The following is a 21,832-nucleotide window of genomic DNA, read 5'->3' as shown; positions in this document are numbered from 1 at the left end:
TGGTTAGATATTTCATTGCTGCAAAGAAATTAAATATGTATGTGATGTGATCAAGCTTTTATGGAAGAAATTAGTCTATTAAAGAGCATGAGTAGTAAGGGTAATTGTTAAATTAATGGGGTAGCTGAAAGCTTCTTCAAGCCATTTTCTATGCAGGCAATGTTGTGGTGTAATGGGAGGTTATCAAAAGACTAAAAAACAGAATTTGTATATCACAGAAAATTTGAAAACAGAGCGATGGAAAAATTTGAAATTTTTTAGCTACTTCGAAGGGTTTTACTATTCAAAAAGATAGGGCTTATCAAAACCTTAAAGAGAGATACGACTTCCATAACGTTTTATACATACCACATTCAGGGTAAAGCAACCCTATATTGAATCTTCCCAAAACAGTTAGCAAGGCAGGTATAATTGTCAACTAGCTTTATGATGGTACAGGAGAAAAACAGCCGTAATTTCAGGAGTTAGTACGATCTGGGATTATATCGGAAATTTGGAGTATGTCCGTACAAACTTAAGCAGTACAGTTGCTTTAGAGCGGGTCAGTATTCCTGATGGATATATCCAGCATGCTGCTGGTGTTTATACTTATCATTATTAGTTGACGGGCCATCTGGGTAACGTGCGTGCAGTAATTAGCAAGGGCTCGTCGGATACGACCTTACTGATTGTACAGAAACAGGATTATTATGCCTTTGGAAAGACAAAATCGACTTCAATAGGGGGAAATAATAAGTATCTTTATAATGGGAAAGAAGTTCAACAGGAATTAGGGGATCAATTGGATTACGGGGCTTGGTTCTATGACCCTGAAATCGGAAGGTGGAATGTTGTGGATCCGCTGGCGGAGCAGGGCAGACGGTGGTCACCGTATACTTATGCTTTTAACAATCCGATACGTTTTATCGACCCGGACGGAACGTGGGCAATGCCTCCTTCTACTCAAACAGATGAAGAGGGTAATGTTGTTGCCGTTTTCAATGATGGAGATCTTTAGACAAATACCAGAACCTATTTCAACAGAAATATGGCGGAACATGGAAAACGGTTTTGGATACCTATTAAAACTTTGTAAATGGAGAAAAAGGATTTAATCAAACTCTTGGATGAAATATTTGTTCCACTTGGTTTCAAACGGAAAGGCAACAACTGGGTGTTGAACGGTGGTGAGCTTTCTAAGCTGATTAATTTACAGAAGTCGAATTATAGCAATGCGTTCTATATTAATTACGGCTACATAATCAAAGGTCTTGATCTTACTACAACGACACACGTTGAAAACCGTTTGGCATCTACTAAGAAGGAAGAGCAAAAAAGGATAACCGATTTGCTTGATCTTGAAACAGAGATACCGACAGACCAAAGGTTAGCAGAGTTAAAGAAGCTTATTACAGATAAGATAGCTGTACAAATGCAGTCGGTGAATATAGAAGCAGATTTGTTAAAAGATTTAAAGAAACGATCTCACCTAAATAATATCCCTTTGGTTGTCAAACAATATTTTAATTTACCAGAATAAATAAATCCCCGGACTTCCGGGGCTTTGTCATTTATTAAAAGCTTTCTTAGTCTTGTAGTTCTGGATAATGTTATCAATAAGGAAAAACAGGTGTTGCTTAGTGGCTTCGTCCAGTTTTTCAATGTCCTCGATACGTTTTAGCAGTTCCTTGTCCAGGGCAGCCAGTTCGCCCTCTCCGATAATGTAATCTACGCTTACATTAAAGACCTTCGCCAGATTTATCAATACCTCAATGGAGGGCGTATTGGCGTTACGCTCATAGTTCCCGATCATCTCCCTGAACACTCCGCTCTGCTTTGCTAGATCGCCCTGCGACCATCTTTTTTTCTTTCTGAGGGTGCTTATTTTGCTTCCGATGTTTAATGTGTTAATCATCTTTGAATGTTTTCTTATCTCTCAGATCTGATGTCTATCATTTATTTTTCCATGTAAGCGCAGGATAGTAATTCCTAAAGCCTTTGATATATTTAGAAATTATTGAAGTATTATAAACCTAACAAATACGTATGAAACATAATCTATCTATAATTGGCTTATTTCTTTTATGCTTAGTGGCAAATCCGGGGTTTGCGCAGCGTAAATTGAGTGATGGGGACAAGCATATCAGTGCTTTGACCAGGGAGTATGTGTATCCAACTAGAATTATCTGGAAAGAAGGGGATGTGCAAAAATCGGAGAATTTAATGAAATCAGGTAATGGTCAAGCAAATTTGACTAATGATAACATCGTTATATTGAAAAATGGAGAAAGCGGAACTTCATCGATTCTATTGGATTTTGGTAAAGAATTGAACGGCGCTCTTGAAATAGTAACAGGCATGTGGGGCGGTGGCAACGTGGCACGCAATGTCAGAATTCGCTTAGGAGAATCTGTAAGTGAGGCCATGTCTAACATTGGAGATAAAGGTGCTACAAATGATCACGCGATGCGTGATTTTGATATGAAATTGCCATGGTTGGGTAAAAATCAAACTGGTGAATCTGGTTTTAGATTTGCTCGTATTGATTTTTTAGATCCTAAAGCAGAATTACATTTAAGAGAGGTTAGAGCCATTTCTACCTACCGTGATATTCCTTATTTAGGAACATTTAAATCCAGTGATGAGCGTTTGAATAAAATATGGGAAGTAGGAGCTTATACCGTGCATCTGAATATGCAAGATTATTTGTGGGATGGCATTAAACGTGATCGTTTAGTTTGGGTTGGTGATTTACACCCAGAAGTAGCGACAGTAAATACGGTTTTTGGATATAACGAAGTGGTTCCAAAAAGTTTGGATTTAGCACGTGAGTCTACGCCGCTAGGTAGTTGGATGTGTGGTATTAGTACGTATTCCATGTGGTGGGTTGTATTGCATTATGATTGGTATATGGCGCACGGAAATTTGGAGTATTTGAAAGAGCAACAGCCTTATTTACAAGGTCTAGTGAAACAGATCTTGGGTAAAGTCGTGAATGGTAAAGAACAAATGGATGGTACTCGCTTTTTAGATTGGCCTTCCAGTGAAGATAGTTTGGCAGTACATGCAGGCTTACAAGCGATGACCATATTGGCATTAGAAAAGGCTTCTGAAATTAGTAAATTCTTGAATGATCCAGCTACCAAAAAATTATGTGATGATGCAATTGTGCAAATGCGTAAGGTAAAACCAAAACATAACAACTCAAAACAAGCAGCTTCTTTGATGGCTTTAGTAGGTTTAATGGATAAAGACAAAGCATATCATGATGTGTTAAAAGTTGGTGGTGCTAAGAATTTTTCTACTTTCTATGGTTATTACATGTTAGAGGCGATGGCTAAAGCTGGAAAATACACTGAAGCAATGGATATTATCTCGGAATATTGGGGAGCTATGCTTGACTTAGGTGCTACTTCTTTTTGGGAAGATTTTAACATGGAATGGTTGCCAAATGCAAGCCGTATAGATGAGCTGGTTCCGGCAGGAAAAGTAGATATACACGGTGACTTTGGTGCTTATTGTTATGTTGGACATCGTCATAGTTTAGCACATGGCTGGGCATCGGGACCTACAAGCTGGTTGTCTGAGCACGTCTTGGGTGTGAAAGTTGCAGAAGCAGGTGGTAAGGCATATACAGTGAGACCTCACTTAGGAAATTTAACTTATGTGGAAGGAACATTTCCGACCAAATATGGGGTTATCCGTGTGAAACATACAAAAAATGCAAACGGTAAAATTGTTTCTGAAATTGATGCTCCTAAAGAGATTAAAATAATAAGATAATAAAAAGGATGTTTGGTAAAAAGAAATTGTTATTTACTTGTTTGGCTGTTGCACTAATCGGAGGCTCTGCGGAACTTTCTGCGCAAACCAAGCAAGCCAAATGGATAAGTGCCAATTTAGATAAGCAGGACAGCGTAAACGTTTGGACTGCTTATCGTAAATCCTTTGAGGTTAAAACGCCACCTAAAAAAGCACTTGCTCGAATTGCTGTAGATAGTAAGTATTGGCTTTATGTAAATGGAAAGTTAATTGTATTTGAAGGAGGCTTAAAAAGAGGGCCAAATCCGCAAGATACCTATTACGATGAGGTGGATTTAGGTCCCTATTTGCAAAAAGGGGAAAATCATATTGCTATTCAAGTTTGGTATTTTGGAAAACATGGATTTTCGCATAACAGTAGTGGAAAAGCAGGTTTATTTTTTGATTTAAAAGCGGAGAATTTGACGCTTTCCAGTGATAAGTCCTGGAAAGTAAAACGTCAGAAAGAATACCGTACGGCAGCAGATCCAATCCCTAACTTCAGATTACCAGAATCAAACATCTTATATGATGCACGATTGGGAGAATCGGATTGGTATTTACCTAATTTTAAAGCTTCGGATTATCAAGAAGCACAGGAGTTAGGTGTAGAAGGTATAGCGCCATGGAATAAATTGCATAAACGTTCTATACCATTATTTAAAGATTTTGGATTAAAGAGTATTCGTAACGAAGATATCACTCGAAGAGGCGATACGTTAATTTGTAAGTTGCCTTATAACATGCAATTTACGCCATATGTAGAGATTGATGCACCTGCGGGTCAATTGGTGAAATTCCTGACCGATAATTATTTAATTTACAATGGATCTGCGGAGAATATTCGAGCCGAATACATTAGTAAGGATGGAGTACAAAGCTATGAAAATCCAGGTTGGATTAATGGGCATTATTTATACTTGATAGCACCAAGAGAGGTCAACTTCAAAGCGATTAAATATCGTGAAACAGGATATAATACCGAGTTTACAGGGTCCTTCCATTCCGATGATCCATTTTTTAATAAACTTTGGGAAAAAGCAAGACGTACCTTATACATTACCATGCGTGATAGCTATATGGACTGTCCAGATAGGGAGCGTGCGCAGTGGACTGGAGATGCGGTGTTAGAGGCGGAAGAGGCATTTTATGCCTTGGATGTGAAATCACATGGTTTAGCCAAAAAATGGCTCTATGAGGTGGTGAATTGGCAAAAGCAAGATGGGGCTATCTTTTCTCCAGCACCAGCAGGAAATTGGGATAAGGAGTTGCCAGATCAGGTCTTAGCTACGATAGGCTATTATGGCATATGGACCTATTATATGCATACAGGTGATAAAAAGATTTTGTCGGATTTATACCCTAAAATTCAAACCTATTTGAAGCTATGGGAAAAGTATCCGGATGGTTTGGTGAAATTACGAGCTGGAGGCTGGCAGTGGGGAGATTGGGGACACAATAAAGATATGTTGTTATTGTACAATCTTTGGTATTATTTAGCCATTAAGGGTAATTATCTAATGGCCTTGGAGCTAGGTAAGACTGCAGATGCGAAGCAATTTAAACAGGAAATGGAAGTGATGTCTAAGGCCTTCAATGCAAGATTTTGGAAGGACGGGGAATACCGAGATCCAGATTATAAGGAGAAAACGGATGACCGTGTACATGCTTTGGCTGTTTTGGCAGGTATTGCCAAGGAGGACCAATATGCAGCCATACAAAAGGTGTTATCGGAACAAGAACATGCTAGCCCTTATATGGAAAAATATGTTTTTGAAGCTATGTTTAACATGCAGTTACCATCTGAAGCTTTATTAAGACATAAAAAACGTTTTTCTCCCATGGTGAATAACGACTATTTTACTACCTTATTTGAAGGTTGGGGAATTGGAGCTGATGGTTTTGGGGGCGGTACAGTGAACCATGCTTGGAGTGGTGGTGGATTAACTATCTTATCTTCTCAAGTTTGTGGGATTCAACCCTTAAGTCCAGGCTACAAAACTTTTGCAATTCATCCGCAATTGGGCAGTCTAAAAGAGGCTTCTGCTCAGGTATCCTCGGTGATTGGTGAGATTCAAATCCATTTGAAGGAAGACTCCAATAGCCAGTTGATCAAAGTTGTAGTGCCTGCAGGAAGTAAGGCCAAACTATATCTTCCGAAGAAGCAATTAGCTGCAGTAAATATCAATGAGAAAGCATTGATACAAAATGAAAAATTAAATAATTCGATAGGGAAATCCTATCAATACCAAATTAATGATCAAAGTTTATGGTTAAGTCCTGGAACTTGGTCAATTCAATCTACCTATTAATTGTTAAGAATACTATGAAGAGAGTTAAATTATTATGGTTGTTATGCTTTACATTGATCAGTATGCAAAGTTGGGCAAATACAGATATACGACCAGTTTATTTAAGGACAGAATATAAGGTAAATCCTTTTGTGGAAGAATCTTCACCACGATTAAGTTGGGAATTGCGTGCTTCAGGTTTTAATCAAAGCCAACAAGCATACCGCATTTTGGTAGCGAGTTCCATAGCAAATTTAAATAAGCATATTGGCGATTTGTGGGATTCGGAAAAAGTGGAATCCAATGCTACAAATCAAGTGTCCTATCAAGGTAAGGCCTTGCAACCTGGACAAAAGGTGTATTGGAAAGTCAAAGTGTGGAATGCTAAAAATGAAGAAGGCTTATGGTCGACAATTAATTCTTGGGAATTGGCAAAACCAACAAAAAGCGAATGGACTGCCGAGTGGATTGGTAAAGATTTGAATCATCTTGCTCCAAAAGGAGAGTACCATTTACCTCCATCTCCTTATTTGAGAAAAGAAGTAAAAGTGACAAAACCGGTTAAAAGTGCTCGATTATACATCAGTTCTTTAGGTTTACATAATTTTTATATTAATGGCGAAAAAATCGGAAAAGATTATTTCGGATCGGGTTGGACGGAATATAATAAACGTGTTTATTATAATGTATATGATGTAAGTAAAAACCTTCAACAAGGTAATAATGCCTTTGGTGCGATATTGTCAAGCGGATGGTATTCAGGATACTTGGCTTATGCATTGTTGGTAGGTACTCCTCAGGTAGACCGTTTTTATGGTAATTTTCCATTATTGAAAGCTCAAGTAGACGTAGAATATGCAGATGGAACGAAAGAAGTATTTTATACAGATAAAACTTGGAAAACAGGTGTAGGAGCCGTTATTGAATCCGACTTTTTACAAGGAGAAACACATGATGCAAGAAAAGATCCAAAGGGCTGGAATAAGGTTGGATTTGATGATAATCAATGGTCTGCTGTAGAAGTGGTAGCTGATAAATCAGATCGTGCATTGGAAATGTATCCTAGTAATCCGGTACGAGTAGTAAAAGAACTTCCTATAAAATCCATTAAAAAAATTGCTGATGGCAAGTATATGATTGATTTTGGTCAAAACTTTGCTGGAAATATTAGACTTAAACATAAAGCAAAAGCTGGTGAGAAATTAGTGTTCCGATTTGGAGAAATGTTACATATCGATGGGAAACTGGTTACTGAGAATTTGCGTAGAGCAAGAGCCATTGACACGTATATTTTCCGTGGAGATGCACAAGCTGAGGTTTGGAGTCCAAGTTTTACTTTTCATGGCTTTCAATTTGTAGAGGTATCAGGTCTAAAAGAAGAACCTAAAGCTGATTTCTTAACAGGTTTGGCATTAAGTTCTGATTTGGAGACTGCAGGTACGTTTAAAACGGACAACGATATGTTGAATCAGTTATACAGTAATATCGTTTGGACTCAATTAGCTAACTATATAGATATACCGACCGATTGTCCGCAACGTGATGAACGTATCGGATGGACTGGGGATGCTCAAGTTTATATGCGCTCAGCAACTTTTAATAACGATGTTGCTCCATTCCATAAGAAATGGATAAAAGATTTAAATGATTCGCAATGGGAAAATGGTGCATACCCAGTTTATGCTCCAATTCCTAAAAATGATAAAGGCTTAGCTGCCATTCGCCCTTCAGACACCTATTCACCAGGATGGTCTGAGGCTGGAATTATTTGTACTTATGAAATTTTCAAAGGGTATAATGATCACCGTATTGTAGAAGAATCATTGCCGTACATGACCAAGTTTATGGCTTTCTTAAAATCAAAAGCTCCTCAGGGTGCGATGGTTGAAGGTATCTGGGAAGATGCGACACCTAAAGGAGGCTTTGGAGATTGGCTATCCGTTGGTCAAAAAACAAGTCCTGATTTGGTGGCAAATACTTATTATTACTACTGTACGAAATTAATGGCCGAAATGACTCGTGCTATTGGTAAGGATCAGTTGGCAGATGCATATACCAAAGATTTAGAGCTTATCCGTGCTGGATTCAAAAAACATTACATGGATGAAAACGGTAAGTTGAAAATTGATGAAAAGGTATACGGTAATGGGGATGGTTACGTGGAAGGACAAAATGGTTTTTCAGGTCATACACAAACAGCTTATGCCAACGCTATTTATTCTGGCATATTAGATGGAGAAGATGCCATTAAAGCGGGACAATTCTTAAGGGATTTAGTTCAATCGAATGGCGATAAATTGACCACTGGTTTCTTAGGTTTTAAACCATTATTACCTGCATTATCTAAAACAGGAAGTGTAGATAAAGCTTATAAATTAATTTTGAGTGAAGAATACCCTTCTTTAGGATATGAAGTGGTAAATGGAGCTACTTCTATTTGGGAAAGATGGGATAGCTTTACGAAAGATAAAGGATTTGTACATAATGCTGCGATGAACTCCTTTAGCCATTATGCTTTTGGTTCTGTAAATGAGTGGATGTTCCAAAACTTATTAGGTATATCTGCAACAGCTAATGGATATAGTGAAATTCAGATCAAACCAGAAATAAGCTCAGGAATCAATGAAGCAAGTGGAAGTTACCATTCTATTTCGGGAAAAATTTCTTCTTCTTGGAAAAAGACAGGTAATAAAATTGTACAACACATCGAAATCCCTGTAAATGTTAAAGCAACTTGTTATTTCCCGACAGCAAATGCTAGTAAGGTTTCTATTAATGGTAAATCCTTAAATTCATTGAGCTATGTAAGTAATGTGAAAGAAGGTGCGGAACAAGTTACTGCAGAACTAGGGTCAGGTAAATACGAAGTGGTTATCAATAACTAATATTAAAGCACATGAAAATAGCTGCTTTTAAAATGAAGCTTTATCCAGGAAATGAAGCTGAATATTTAAAAAGACATCAAGAGATTTGGCCAAAATTGGCCAATCTCTTAAAAGAAAATGGAGTTTATGATTATAGCATTTTCTTAGATCCAGAAACCTTAGATCTTTTTGCTATTCAAAAGCAACTCGATCATTTTGATGAAGTTAGCTTGCGTGCTGATCCAATCATGAAAGAATGGTGGGCATATATGAAGGATTTGATGGAAACAAATTCTGATAATTCTCCAGTTTCAGTTGGCTTGAAAGAAGTTTTTTACTTACCTTAGGATGGAAAAGCAAGTAAACCTGTACCGAATTACAGATCAAGAAATGACTAGCAAAGTAACTGAATTTTTAAAAACAATTCAAATAAGCGACTTTTCTGCAACTCCTAAATATCAACAGTTGGCGAATGCCATCATGGATGCCGTAAAGAACAGAATATTACAGAAAGAGGATATGTTGCCCTCAATCAATGAGCTTAGTGTGTATGTTGATATATCTAGAGATACGGTTGAGAAGGCCTATAAGTTTTTAAAAAATTCAGAGGTCATCGCATCGATTCCTGGTAAGGGTTACTATGTGGCAACCAGTGACGTTAAACAACGTCAAAAAATAGCTTTATTACTTAATAAGCTTAGTGCCCACAAGAAAATTGTGTACGATTCCTTTGCACAAGAATTAGCAGATGATGCCGCATTGGATTTATTCGTATACAATAGCGATATTTCATACCTGAGAACATTATTGGATAATCTAACCAAGACGTACGATTATTATGTGCTTTTCCCTCATTTTAAGGAGGGTAGAGACCAGGCTTCTGAGATTATCAATAAGTTTATTCCTAGAGACAAATTGGTGTTATTGGGTAAGTTTGTGGAAGATATCCAAGGAGATTTTGCGGCGGTATATGAGAATTATGAAAAGGATATTTATGGTGCTTTGGAAGAAGCATTGCCCGCCTTGAGTAAATACGATACCATCAAATTGATTTTTCCAGACAACAGCGATTATCCGAAATCTATCATTAAAGGGTTTTATAAATTTGCCCAACAATATGCATTTAATCACAGTTTAGTGAGCGATTTGGATAAGGAGAAAATTTCTAAAGGGACTTGTTATATTAATATTGCAGAGGATGATTTGGTTAAACTTTTGGACAAAATCATCAGTAGAAAACTGCAAATTGGGGTAGATGTAGGTGTCATCTCCTATAATGAAACTCCTTTAAAACAGTTTATATTGAATGGAATAACTACCATATCAACTGATTTTGAAAAGATGGGTAGAATGGCGGCAGAGTTAATTAAAAATCGTTCAATTGACCATGTAGAAGTGCCATTTTATTTAAAACAACGTCCTTCTATTTAGAATTTAAGGAAACTCTTAAACATATTATATAAAAAGAGGGAGCAATTGCTCCCTCTTTTTATATAATATGCTTTTTTGGAAATAAAACAGGGAATGATCTTGAGTTCACGCCCTGTCTTCTTTGCACAGCCAATTGGCTTTTATCTTTATTCAGTAGGGTTTCTACGATTAGTTTTTCGGATACTCTTCAAAGATACCTTTGACAATTTTAGGAAGATCATTGATTGATTTCTCAGGAGATCTTACTTCGCCAGAACCACGAGCTTGCCATATTACTGTTTTGGTCTTGGTGTCCACAGCTTCAATAATTAGATGTGCATAGCGGTACTTTTCTCTACCTTGTGGATACATAGGACCTCCGTAATATCCCCAGGGTCTGTACCAGCCCCAAGTACCTCCCCAGCCCCAACCTGGATTGGAATATACCAAACGACTTTTGTTGTTTACAATGGTTATGTACCGAAATACAATATCTGGGTTTTCTTTGCTGTAGCTTAAGCCACGAGCCCCTAATTCTCTATTTGCTGAAGATAATATGTTCTCACGAGCAATATCATTGTTAAAATAAGACTTTGATAAGGAATCAACAGGAGGTAGCCAACCGTATGTTTTATACTGGGAGAAATTTAATTCCTGCACCCTCGTCATGTTGTATTTGTAGGTGGAACATGATCCTAGAAAGAGAATAATTCCTACTAATAATAGAGACCAACGCATATTCATGTTTATTCAATTTATTATTTAGACGTATTTATTTGCCGAGGGTTTAAATTTAAAATAAAAATTTAGCGACCAAGGGCATCGCTCTACCTGGTCCAAATGCTTTCGGGCTTACCCGCAAAATTGGTGGAGCTTGGAAACGTTTAAATTCAGCGTTATTTAATAAATTATTGATCCTTATGACTAATGAATCCTCAAATCCTAAATGAATGAGTTCTTCAACGGTTTTTTCTTTTTCGATAAGTTGAAATAATATGGCATCTAGTATATCGTATTCAGGTAAGGAGTCTGAATCTTTCTGATCTGGTCTTAATTCGGCGGAAGGAGGTTTGACAATTGTGTTTATCGGGATTATTTCACGTTCTCGATTGATATAATTAGCCAATTGAAAGGCTTGTGTTTTGTATACATCACCGATAACACTTAATGAGCCTGCCATATCGCCATACAATGTTCCATATCCCACTGCTGCTTCACTTTTGTTGGAGGTGTTTAATAGTATATATCCTAACTTGTTGGAGACAGCCATTAATAAGGTTCCGCGGGTTCTTGCTTGAATATTTTCCTCGGTTAAATTTTTAGGTAGATCTCCAAAAAATGGGTCTAAGGTAGCTTCAAAGGCAGCTGCGATATCTTGTATAGGTAAAATAGTATGCTTGCATCCCGTATTTTTCACTAAATCTAAGGCATCTTTTATAGAATGATCACTGGAATAAATAGACGGCATGAGTACAGATAATACATTCTCAGCTCCTAAAGCTTCACAAGCCAAGGCTGCTACGATAGCCGAATCAATCCCTCCTGATAGACCTAAAACTGCTTTCTTAAAACCGGATTTGTAAAAATAATCTTTCAAACCAGCGATTAGCGCTTGATGGATTAAGGAGATTTCTGAATACTTTTTAGGCTGTACGGTTGTTTCTGCGACTAAATCCTGCGAATTTAAAGTAAGGTACTGTAAGTCCTCTTCAAAAGCTTTCAATTCGGAGATGATTTCTGCTTTTTTATTCAAAGCAATAGAACGACCATCAAAAATAATATCGGTATGAGCTCCAACTTGGTTGACATAGATTAGTGGTGCATTGCTTTTGATTACATTTCTAGATAGTACGTTTTTTCTATTTTCAAAATGTGTGTAATTAAATGGCGATGCTGCAATATTGATAATCAGATCTGGATGTTGCTTATTCAATTCTTGCATGATGTCTCCTACATATGAATTTGGTCCATCATCATCCCATAGATCTTCACAAATGGTTAAAGCTATGGTTTTGGATTGAAAGCTGATGCAGTTTACCGAGGGGCTAGGTTGGAAATAACGGTATTCATCAAATACATCGTAATCTGGCAATAAACTCTTCTTACAGCTGTTTTTAATGGCTCCATTTTCTAATAAAACAGCGGTATTGTATAAGGATTTTCCTTCTCCATCTGAATTAATCATTGGCGCACCAATAATACAAGCGATGTCTTGACAATGGTTGGCAATTTCCTGAATACTTTCTTGACATTTTTTCAAAAAGGCAGGGTTGCGCAATAAATCTTTGGCCGGATACCCTCCAATGGCCAATTCTGCAAAGACAATGAGGTCTGCTTGATTTAATTTAGCTTGTTCAATAGCTTGAATGATTTTATGGTTGTTTTGCTCGAAATTTCCGATGTGGTAGTTTAGTTGTGCTAAAGCTATTTTCATATGCCTGAATTTATTGTAAAATTAATAATTAATTTTGTGTATAGCTATAAACTATCTACATGGAAAGATCATTAAACATCCTATTATTAGTTGCCATTCCGTTCGTTTTCATTATTGCATGTAGTCAGGGTGCTAAAAAGCCTGATGTTTCTGAGATAGAACTTGCCCTAAAAATACAGCGATTTGATCAAGAGTTTGCCCGTTTGGATAGCAATTTGGTCTTATCTCAAAATAGACTTTGGCAAAAAAAATATGGAGATTTTTATTCAGATTTCATGCTGCACATGTTGCATGTTGGAAACCCTGCAGATACCTTGTACATGAAGGACATCTTACCGAAAATTATTAAAGAGCAGGATTTTAAAGCTTTAGCTAAGGCTGTAAACCTTGCCTTTCCAGATTTAACAAAACAAGAGGAGGAATTAACCTTAGCTTTTAAATATATAAAGTATTATTTTCCAGAATATAAAACGCCTAATATAATCTCATTTTTTTCAGGATTTAGCGTTCAGGTGCCTGTAGGGAATGATTATATAGGGATAGGTTTAGATATGTTTCTCGGGGCTCACTCAACGTTCTATCCAGCATTAATTCAATCGATACCCTTGTATGTATCGAGAAGATTTACTCCTGAAAATATTACCCCAAGAGTGATAGAATCGGTATTGCGAGAGGAACTGATTCCTGAAAAAGAGTTGAATTCAAATACTTTAGAGCAAATGATCTATCATGGCAAAATTTTATATGCTATGGATTGTGTTTTGGATGTTGCGGATAGTTTAAAAATAGGATACAGTAAAGAACAAATGGAATGGGCAAATCACTATGAAATGGAAGTTTGGTCCTGGTTCTTGGAGGAAAACTTATTATACAGTACCGATTATCAACGAATACAGAAATATTTTACCGAGGCCCCTTTTACTCCTGAATTAGGAGAAAATAATTCTTCAGCGCCTAAATTAGGTTCCTTTATAGGATGGCAAATTGTTAAAAAATATATGGATAAACATCCGGAAATGACCTTAAATGATTTGCTAAAGGAAGAAAACGCACAGAAGATTTTGGAGGATTCTAAGTATAAGGGAAGGTCTTCTAGTTAAAACTAAATAGAAAATATGGCATAAAAAAAGCTCTTCATTTAATGAAGAGCTTTTTTTATGTTTTTTAACCAACTTACATTGGAGCGTTTTCGATATTTATTACCTCGATAGTGAAAACTAAAGGTGTATCAGCTGGAATATCTTTTGTTCCACCTTTTTTACCCGCTTTATCGTAGCATAATGGTGATGGTGCTACGAACATAATTTTATGTCCCTTTTTTAAACCACCTTCTACAAGTCCAGTATGATAAGTGTTTCCATTGTATACTACGGTTTTAGGGAAGAATGCATATAACCAAGCAGAAATAATGTTATTGCTATTTATTGTAAAAACTTGTTGTAAGGAAGGTTCATCGAATACCGTTCCATCTAAGAATTCGCCTTTATACTTTACAGTTGCACGAGGAGTTACAAAATAACCGTTATTGATGGTATAGTTATAACTGTTATCAGTAGCAGGTGTCAATATTTTATACCACATTTGAGTAGAATCATTATAGATTGCCCCAGAGCCTAATTTTTCAGCAGCATAGGCAGCTAAAATAGGTTTTTGTGCTTTCATAACGGAGTCCACACGTCTAGCTTCCGCAGCATAATCATACTCATTTTCAATGTCATTCTTCAAACAAGAACTTAGTGTTGCTACCGAAAGTAAGGTAAGAATGATAAATTTTAGGTTTTTCATAAATATTAATGTATTATATATATTGAGTTAATACGAGCATGTTAAATAAAATGCTACACTAACATATGGTAAATTTATAAAAATTTTAATAATTGCTGTTTACTAAGATATATAAATTTACGATCCTTGATAAAGAAATCGTTATCTAATACTATGGATACTGGAAAAACTGGTTTATTATCTCCAATTAGTATTTTCGCCAGACTATGGTATTTCCCTCTTTTTTTTCTTTTTTCGGTGTTGGTGAATAGGCCAGCATCAAAACGAATGGTATCAATTTGTTCGGCGTCAAATTGAATAGCATAGTATGCTTGATTTACTTTTTTAATAATTTCTGGATCTTGAAATGCTTCATTAAGCATTTTCTTACAATACACACACCAATCGGTGTGAATAAATATGAATACTGGTTTTGGGTTTGAGGCTAAAGAATCGTTTAGACTTTCAAAAGATAGCCAATTAATTTCTGCTTCTCTTAAAGACTGCGCTTTAAGAGAAGTAGAAATCATGCACAAGGTCAATATGATAAACCTTATTTTATTCATTAATGAAAATGTCCAATTTTTACGCCAAATGTTGCTGTTCTTGGTCTTGATGGTCCATAAATATAGTTGGAATCACGTAAGGCACCCCGATCAAGATCTTTTTGAAAGGAATTAAACATGTTTTGAACTCCTCCAAAGATTTCCAGATTAAGATCTTTTTTCAAAGAAAAAGTATAACCTAGACGTAAGTTTAATTCCATAAAATCTGTGCTGTTTTTGAGGAGCATTTGACCACTCTCTTGAATGTGAGGTACAATCATACTACCGGTATACACTGATGTTAAATCAACGGCAAAAGCTGGAGTTGCTTTCCAATTCGCATTGAAGTAGCCATATACATTTGGTGTTCTTACATAGCGTTTGGTGCTCACATTTTCTGCTTCTGTAGTTCCCTCAAATAATAATTGGGATTCTAAAAACTGGGCACGTTGTATAGTTCCACCAGCTTGAATACTGAATACCGAGGATGGCGCAATGTTTAATTCAATATTACTACCGTATACTCTAGCTCCAGATCCGTTACGCATTTCCTCAATTCGAATATTTTCTTCTTCTGAGGTCATGATATTTGTAAATGGATTTTTTAAATCGGTATAAAAACCTTCAATTAATAAGCTCGTTTGTACAGTGCCGATGTTTTGGGTCAAGTTAAATGATCCAGTATAGGCATTTGAGTATTCATTTTTCAAATTTTCACCAATCAATACAAATACTTGTTGACCACCAATGGAGGTCACATGCATATCTTCATTAAAGGCTTGAGGAACACGGAATCCGCGAGCATAGCCCCCTCTAAATTGAAGGTAATCGGTGATGTCGTATAATAAGGTAAAGCGAGGACTAAATGTTCCGAAATTTTGATTGGATTGACGCTTGATATTCGATAAATGGTATTCTCCATCTACCTTGGTGTAGTCATAACGTGCTCCAATTAAAGATTTGACATTGTCTAAAATATTCCACTCGTACTGGGCGTAGCTACCCACACCCAAGGTCTTTTGGTCTATTATTCGCTGATATCCTGGGATATTATCTTTAGTTCTGTTGTTATTTAATTCTACACCTACGGTGAATACATCACGTTCAAAGTTGTAGGTGTACTGGGTACCAGCCACCATCGCAAAATCGTCCGTAACGCCATACGCATTAGAGGCCAAGACCGAATCTTGATGAGTTCTACCACCGCCTAATCCGCCGTAGTAACTATCGCGGGCAGTCTTTTGACCAGAAGCGTAGATCGATACCTTGTGTTTATAATCCTTGGAGTATTGATCAAAGTTAATTCCCCCGATGAATGAATTAGTTTGCAGTTGTTCGGTGACATCCGTAAAGTGGGGAGATAGATCGAGCCTATCTCCTCCTCTTCGGAATTCATTTAAAACACTTAAATCGAGGGTGATTTTATTATAGTCAGAAGGACTAAAGAAAGCTTTCGTCCCAAATGTTAAGTTCTTTAATTTAGTCATGTCGGAAAATCCATCTTGGTTCGCATCAAAAGCTTCTCTATTACGATGCATTCCATAAAATGTTGCTCCAGCTTTTAAGTCGTTATCCACATAAGAAGTATTGAAATCAATACTGTTGTCCCAAGATTTTCCATCGATTAATGAATTGGTAGATTTAATTTGCCAATCATTCTCTACCGGATCTTTCGTGATAATATTGATCGTTCCAGCAATAGCATTTGCGCCGAATAATGCGGATCCTCCGCTTCGAACAACTTCTATACGGTCAATCATACTAGTCGGGATTTGATCTAATCCATATACCGAATTCAAGGCGCTGAAAACAGATCGACTATTAATTAGTATTTGAGAATATGCGCCTTCCATACCGTTTAATCGAACTTGAGAAAATCCACAATTTTGACAGTTGTTTTCCACTCGTACTCCAGGTTGGTAATTCAGTGTTTCAGACATAGCCACAGATTGTGTGGCATTAAACAATTTGGGGCTCAGTACATTTACGATAACAGGGGCTTTTTTACGCTCCATACCATATCGTGATGCGCTGACAACCACTTCATTTAAATTTAGATTGTCCTCTTGTAATTGAATTTGAATGGAGGTACTTAGGTTCGATGCGTCTATTGGTTTTTTTAAATGTTGATATCCTATAGCGCTGATGTGTAAGTGTGCGATGTTCTTGTTCGCATTCTCGATAAAAAAATTACCTAAACTATCTGTAGAAGTTCCTTGTCCAGTACCATCTATTTTTACAGTAGCATTTGGAATTGGTTCTTTTTTATGATTGGTGATTTGGCCACGAATTTGAGCAAATAAGTTAGATTGTCCTATTGTAATAATCAATAGAATGAAGAGTATTCTGAATTGTAAAAATGTCATAAGTTAATTAGCATATATTCAGCATAACGATTTAAATATTCATTATGCAAGTAAATAAAATAGGTGTTAATGCCTTTTGAGGGTATTAAACCAATGGTAAATAGCAGGATACAAAGCAAACTAAACGGCTATGCATGCTATTCAAAAATGTAATAAAAACGGATTATGCTAATGTAATAGGAGGGGAGTTTCCAGTGTAAAACTGTAAAGACTGTTTGATTTCAGAGAAGATTTGCGCTGCAAAATCTATTTCCAAAACAACTTGTAAAATCGGAGCTATGTACGTTATCGAATTCCACTGTAGGTAGCTGCCTTGAAAAACAATGTCTAAAAATCGGATTTCAGCATCCGATTGATGTTGATGTTGTTTCTTTTCCCCTAAATTATAAGGGTGTATGTGGGTTACAAATTCGCCAGTTGATGTGACTTCCTTGTGCATAAATACCACACCACTAATGATGATAGCGAACATCCAGATAACGAGGAAGCTGGCAATGTTTTGGCGGTATGTATTTATCGTATGCATGCTAGGTGATCAGATCAACTGATCAAAAATATGTATTTTGTCTTAAAATCTGAATTTATGGTAACAATTTGTTGTGATCATCTGGAAATACCACCGAAGGTTTGAAATTCCTAGCCTCTTCACGATCAAGCGTAGCGTAAGAGATTATGATCACGATATCGCCCACCTGTACTAATCTTGCTGCAGCTCCATTTAAACAAATTATACCTGAGCCACGTTTGCCAGGAATTACATATGTCTCTAATCGGGCGCCATTATTATTATTTACGATTTGTACTTTTTCATTCGCTATAATATCAGCAGCCTCCATTAAATCTTCGTCGATGGTGATACTACCTACATAATTCAATTCAGCTTGCGTTACACGAACTCTATGAATCTTCGACTTCATTACTTCAATCATCATAAGGCAAAGTTATGTTTTTAATATGAATTGCTTAACAATATATTTATTTAAGAAAGGATAATATTGTCTATTAATCGTACTCCTTCCAACCAAACGGTAATTATAGCGACGTAGGATTTGCCTTCTTCCAATTTAGTTACAGGGCTTAATGTACTGGATTCGCATATGCTCAAATATTCTATAGTGATTTCAGGTTGTTGGGCCAATATAGTTCGAGCTTCTTCCAATAGATTAGGAATTGACTTGCTCTTGAAATTACTTTTTATAGCATTTAAGCTTTTGAATATTGCTAAGGCAATTTCTCTACCCTCATCGGATAATCTAGCGTTTCTTGAAGAGAGTGCTAAACCATTGGCATTTCTGATGATTGGACAAATTAATAATTGAATTGGAAGGTTTTTCATTTGAATCATCTTTTGAATCACCATCACTTGTTGAAAATCCTTTTGACCAAAACATGCATAGTCTGGTTTGACTAATTCAAAAAGCTTGTGAACTATTTGAGTAACACCTTGAAAATGTCCAGGCCTATGTTCACCTTCCCAAATGCGATCTAACTCACCTAAATCAATATGCCATGTCTCGTCATTTGGAGGATACATTTCTTCTACCGATGGTAAAAATAATATGTCGCAACCTACAGATTCCAACAATTGAATGTCTTTTTCGATAGGTCTTGGATACTTTTCTAAATCTTTGGGATCATTAAATTGGGTGGGATTGACAAATATGCTACAAACTGTAATGTCTGTTTTTGGTTTTGCGAAATTAATTAGCGAAAGATGGCCTTCATGTAATGCTCCCATGGTAGGGACTAGGGTAATTACTTTATTGTTTAATTTCAAGGCTTCCAACGCTAGTTGTAATTCCTTTTTAGTATAATAAATTTCCAATTTATAATTTTCAAATAAGGTACAAAAGTGAACAATAATCTTTAAATTATAAAACGATGATTTTTAATCAATTGTAAAATTGATAAATTATGCGTATCTTTGTAGACCGATTTTACTATTCAATAATAAAAAAAAACAGTTGGAGATGGCAAAAACGAAAATCTTGTTTATAACCCATGAAATGTCGCCTTTCCTTGAACTAAGTAAAATTTCTGAAATAACACGCCAGTTACCTCACGCTATGCAAGAAAAAGGATTTGAAATTCGAATTCTTATGCCACGCTTTGGTAATATTAATGAGCGCAGAAATCGTCTTCATGAAGTGATAAGGTTGTCGGGAATGAACATTGTGGTGGACAATAATGATAATCCGCTAATTATTAAAGTAGCATCATTGCCTGCTGCAAGGATGCAAGTGTACTTCTTAGATAATGAAGAGTACTTTCAGCGGAAGAAGGTTTTTCGTGATGAGCATGGGAAATTCTTTGAGGACAACAATGAGCGGTCATTGTTTTTCTGTAAAGGAGCATTGGAAACAGTTAAGAAACTGGGTTGGTCTCCAGATGTAGTACACTGCCACGGTTGGTTTACTGCAATGGTACCTGCTTATTTAAAAACAGTTTATCAAAACGATCCAGCTTTCAAAGATGCAAAAGTATTCTATTCATTGTACAATGAAGACTTTGATCAAGCATCCTTAGGTACCAAGTATGCTGAAATGGCAGGACAAGTTGATATTGATCCTGAGAAGCTCAAAGATTATGGTTCTGGTAGTTATATAGACACCTACAAAGGAGCTTTATCATTTACCGATGTGGTAGTGAAATCTCCTGGTGCACAACATCCAGAATTAGATGAGTACATTCAGAAGAACAGTATCCGAGTGTTTGAACCTGCTTCAGACGATGACTATGAAGCTTTTGGAGAACTTTATGATGAGTTTGTTAATGAAGAAGTCTCCGCTTAAATAGCAATATTTAACGCAAGTACAGATTTTTCTTAAACAATAAAAAATGCTTTCAATGATTAATTGAAAGCATTTTTTATTGTATATGCTTTGTTAAATGTTATTTACTATTGACTGGATTACTTGGGGTTGCACTAAATATATTGCCTACCATGGTCATCGCACATCTAAATCCTATCATGGAGCTAGATTGGTCTTGTTGTGCAAAGCGACGTGTTGCAGGATTTAACCAATAGGCACGGTCATTCCAAGAGCCACCTTTATAAATTCTTGATTTATCATTTACCAGGGAAACCTTGCCGTATAATTCCTTTTGTTCTTCATCTAAGTGTCCACGAACATCGTAATCATAATTGCTATTGCTGGAGATTCCAGTGGAGTCATCCGTTTTCGTTTGTTGTAGTTCTTCCCAGGTCTGTTTGCGAGCTGCAGTTGCAGGGACTTTGATTGGACGACCATATTTATCTTTAGCTAAGGTACGTGTTTGAGGATCATCGTATTGATTGTCCATAAATACATGCCCACGATAAGGGTTAAAATCTTCAAAATCTTCAAAGGACAGCTTTCTATAGACATCGCTCACCCATTCATTTACATTTCCAGCCATGTTGTACAAACCAAAGTCATTAGCTTGATAACTTCTTACCGGAACGGTAATATCTCCACCATCATTTAAATCTCCTGCTACCCCCATGTTGTTTCCAGAAGTAATTTTAAAATTGGCCATCATCCGACCTTGCGTTTTTTTATTGGCTGAACGTACTCCTAAACCATTCCAAGGATAAGTTTTGGAACTTTGGATATTCCCTTCCGTCGAGTTTCCAACAAGACCTAATGCTGCGTATTCCCATTCAGCTTCCGTAGGAAGTCTATAGGGTTGTTTCAACACGCCATCTTCCATTCGTATAGGTCGACGCGCTTTCTCATCTGCAGATTGGTTATTGTCTATAGGCATATTTTTCCCATCGATTCCTTCCCCACGTATTTGTCCATTTAAATATAAATCGGTATTAAAGGCGATTTCAGATTTGCTTTGCTGAGCCTTTAGGGTTTTATAATCAGTTAATACGCCGGATTCCCTTAATATATGCTCATTTACACGATCGGTGCGCCATAGGCAATAGGCATTAGCTTGTTCCCATGAAACACCAACTACAGGGTAATCTTGAAAAGATGGATGTCGAAAATATAAATTTACATAAGGTTCATTGTAGGAGAGCGGGTGTCTCCATACTAAAGAGTCAGGCAAGGCATCGTAATATAGTTTCCCATCCTCCGGATAATTGTGCGAAATCCATTGCAGGTACTCTAACCAATCCGCATTGGAAACTTCCGTTTCATCAATATAAAAAGAGGCGACAGTCACTCTACGTTTATCGGTGTCGTAGTCAAATCCTAAATCCTCATTTAAACTTCCGCCCATGACAAATGTACCACCTTCAATCCCAATCAAGCCAGGACCTGGAGATTCAGACATTTGACGGTTAATTTGCAAACCGCCATTGTAGGGGTCATTATATTTTACGCCTGTTTTTGAGGAATAATTACTGCGTTGTTGATTGCTAGTACTGCTACATGCACTAAAG

At 36.7% G+C, this 21,832-nt stretch carries 19 protein-coding genes; 9 read left to right on the top strand and 10 right to left on the bottom strand.

The annotated features are described in order from the left end of the window. Positions 1-622: 622 nt before the first annotated feature. Both ACFRAE_RS10900 and ACFRAE_RS10895 read left to right on the top strand, forming a co-directional pair. A complete protein-coding gene (locus tag ACFRAE_RS10900; protein ID WP_422797190.1) occupies positions 623-997 on the top strand; it encodes an RHS repeat-associated core domain-containing protein in 375 nt (124 codons plus the stop codon). 78 nt (positions 998-1,075) lie between these two features. Continuing rightward, a complete protein-coding gene (locus ACFRAE_RS10895; RefSeq protein WP_422797189.1) occupies positions 1,076-1,519 on the top strand; it encodes a DUF4304 domain-containing protein in 444 nt (147 codons plus the stop codon). A 27-nt stretch (positions 1,520-1,546) separates the two neighbouring features. On the opposite strand, the gene ACFRAE_RS10890 is transcribed toward ACFRAE_RS10895, so the two are convergent. Further along, a complete protein-coding gene (locus ACFRAE_RS10890; RefSeq protein WP_422797188.1) occupies positions 1,547-1,894 on the bottom strand; it encodes a helix-turn-helix domain-containing protein in 348 nt (115 codons plus the stop codon). A gap of 131 nt (positions 1,895-2,025) precedes the next feature. Between ACFRAE_RS10890 and ACFRAE_RS10885 the strand changes: the two genes are divergently transcribed. Genes ACFRAE_RS10885 through ACFRAE_RS10865 form a run of 5 tightly spaced genes read left to right on the top strand, consistent with a single transcriptional unit; the run spans position 2,026 to position 10,366 of the window. Then, positions 2,026-3,762: an alpha-L-rhamnosidase C-terminal domain-containing protein gene (locus ACFRAE_RS10885; protein WP_422797187.1), complete on the top strand. Its 1,737-nt coding sequence runs from the start codon at positions 2,026-2,028 to the stop codon at positions 3,760-3,762. A gap of 8 nt (positions 3,763-3,770) precedes the next feature. Next, the gene (locus tag ACFRAE_RS10880) at positions 3,771-6,092 is read left to right on the top strand and encodes an alpha-L-rhamnosidase C-terminal domain-containing protein (RefSeq protein WP_422797186.1); all 2,322 of its coding nucleotides are present in this window, start codon (positions 3,771-3,773) and stop codon (positions 6,090-6,092) included. Positions 6,093-6,106: 14 nt separating this feature from the next. Further along, the gene (locus ACFRAE_RS10875) at positions 6,107-8,956 is read left to right on the top strand and encodes a family 78 glycoside hydrolase catalytic domain (RefSeq protein WP_422797185.1); all 2,850 of its coding nucleotides are present in this window, start codon (positions 6,107-6,109) and stop codon (positions 8,954-8,956) included. An 11-nt stretch (positions 8,957-8,967) separates the two neighbouring features. After that, positions 8,968-9,282, top strand: coding sequence for an L-rhamnose mutarotase (rhaM, locus tag ACFRAE_RS10870; protein WP_422797184.1), 315 nt, complete (start codon positions 8,968-8,970; stop codon positions 9,280-9,282). A 1-nt stretch (position 9,283) separates the two neighbouring features. Further along, the gene (locus ACFRAE_RS10865) at positions 9,284-10,366 is read left to right on the top strand and encodes a GntR family transcriptional regulator (protein WP_422797183.1); all 1,083 of its coding nucleotides are present in this window, start codon (positions 9,284-9,286) and stop codon (positions 10,364-10,366) included. A 168-nt stretch (positions 10,367-10,534) separates the two neighbouring features. Here ACFRAE_RS10865 and ACFRAE_RS10860 read toward each other — a convergent pair whose 3' ends face one another. Both ACFRAE_RS10860 and ACFRAE_RS10855 read right to left on the bottom strand, forming a co-directional pair. Then, positions 10,535-11,089 carry a DUF4136 domain-containing protein gene (locus ACFRAE_RS10860; RefSeq protein WP_422797182.1) on the bottom strand — a complete coding sequence of 185 codons (555 nt, stop codon included), beginning with the start codon at positions 11,087-11,089 and terminating at the stop codon, positions 10,535-10,537. A gap of 49 nt (positions 11,090-11,138) precedes the next feature. Continuing rightward, the gene (locus ACFRAE_RS10855) at positions 11,139-12,779 is read right to left on the bottom strand and encodes an NAD+ synthase (RefSeq protein WP_422797181.1); all 1,641 of its coding nucleotides are present in this window, start codon (positions 12,777-12,779) and stop codon (positions 11,139-11,141) included. A gap of 59 nt (positions 12,780-12,838) precedes the next feature. Here ACFRAE_RS10855 and ACFRAE_RS10850 point away from each other — a divergent pair, with 59 nt between their 5' ends. Beyond that, a complete protein-coding gene (locus tag ACFRAE_RS10850) occupies positions 12,839-13,879 on the top strand; it encodes a gliding motility lipoprotein GldB (RefSeq protein ID WP_422797180.1) in 1,041 nt (346 codons plus the stop codon). A gap of 73 nt (positions 13,880-13,952) precedes the next feature. Here ACFRAE_RS10850 and ACFRAE_RS10845 read toward each other — a convergent pair whose 3' ends face one another. The 6 genes from ACFRAE_RS10845 to panC form a co-directional block, all read right to left on the bottom strand. Continuing rightward, positions 13,953-14,564, bottom strand: coding sequence for an FKBP-type peptidyl-prolyl cis-trans isomerase (locus ACFRAE_RS10845; protein ID WP_422797179.1), 612 nt, complete (start codon positions 14,562-14,564; stop codon positions 13,953-13,955). A gap of 74 nt (positions 14,565-14,638) precedes the next feature. Then, positions 14,639-15,109, bottom strand: coding sequence for a thioredoxin family protein (locus ACFRAE_RS10840; protein ID WP_422797178.1), 471 nt, complete (start codon positions 15,107-15,109; stop codon positions 14,639-14,641). Next, the gene (locus tag ACFRAE_RS10835) at positions 15,109-17,454 is read right to left on the bottom strand and encodes a TonB-dependent receptor (RefSeq protein ID WP_422797177.1); all 2,346 of its coding nucleotides are present in this window, start codon (positions 17,452-17,454) and stop codon (positions 15,109-15,111) included. Before ACFRAE_RS10835 ends, ACFRAE_RS10840 begins: the two co-directional genes overlap by 1 nt. Before the next feature lie 163 nt (positions 17,455-17,617). Next, positions 17,618-17,980, bottom strand: a complete 363-nt coding sequence (locus ACFRAE_RS10830) for a hypothetical protein (protein ID WP_422797176.1) — start codon at positions 17,978-17,980, stop codon at positions 17,618-17,620. A 55-nt stretch (positions 17,981-18,035) separates the two neighbouring features. Then, positions 18,036-18,386 (bottom strand): aspartate 1-decarboxylase, encoded by a 351-nt coding sequence (gene panD, locus ACFRAE_RS10825; protein ID WP_422797175.1) that lies wholly within the window; start codon positions 18,384-18,386, stop codon positions 18,036-18,038. A gap of 47 nt (positions 18,387-18,433) precedes the next feature. After that, complete coding sequence (gene panC / locus ACFRAE_RS10820) at positions 18,434-19,279, bottom strand: pantoate--beta-alanine ligase (protein WP_422797174.1); 846 nt, start codon at positions 19,277-19,279, stop codon at positions 18,434-18,436. 145 nt (positions 19,280-19,424) lie between these two features. On the opposite strand from panC, the gene ACFRAE_RS10815 reads away from it, so the two are divergent. Further along, on the top strand, positions 19,425-20,246 hold the full coding sequence (locus ACFRAE_RS10815; protein ID WP_422797173.1) for a glycogen/starch synthase: 822 nt from the start codon (positions 19,425-19,427) through the stop codon (positions 20,244-20,246). Positions 20,247-20,346: 100 nt separating this feature from the next. On the opposite strand, the gene ACFRAE_RS10810 is transcribed toward ACFRAE_RS10815, so the two are convergent. Further along, positions 20,347-21,832: SUMF1/EgtB/PvdO family nonheme iron enzyme (locus tag ACFRAE_RS10810; RefSeq protein ID WP_422797172.1), on the bottom strand; the 1,486-nt coding region annotated here is incomplete at its 5' end.

Origin of the sequence: Sphingobacterium sp. HJSM2_6 (genome assembly GCF_049316305.1) — a bacterium.
GTDB lineage: Bacteria > Bacteroidota > Bacteroidia > Sphingobacteriales > Sphingobacteriaceae > Sphingobacterium.
Note: the sequence above shows the minus strand (reverse complement) of the source record. Positions and strands in the feature narration are given on the sequence as shown.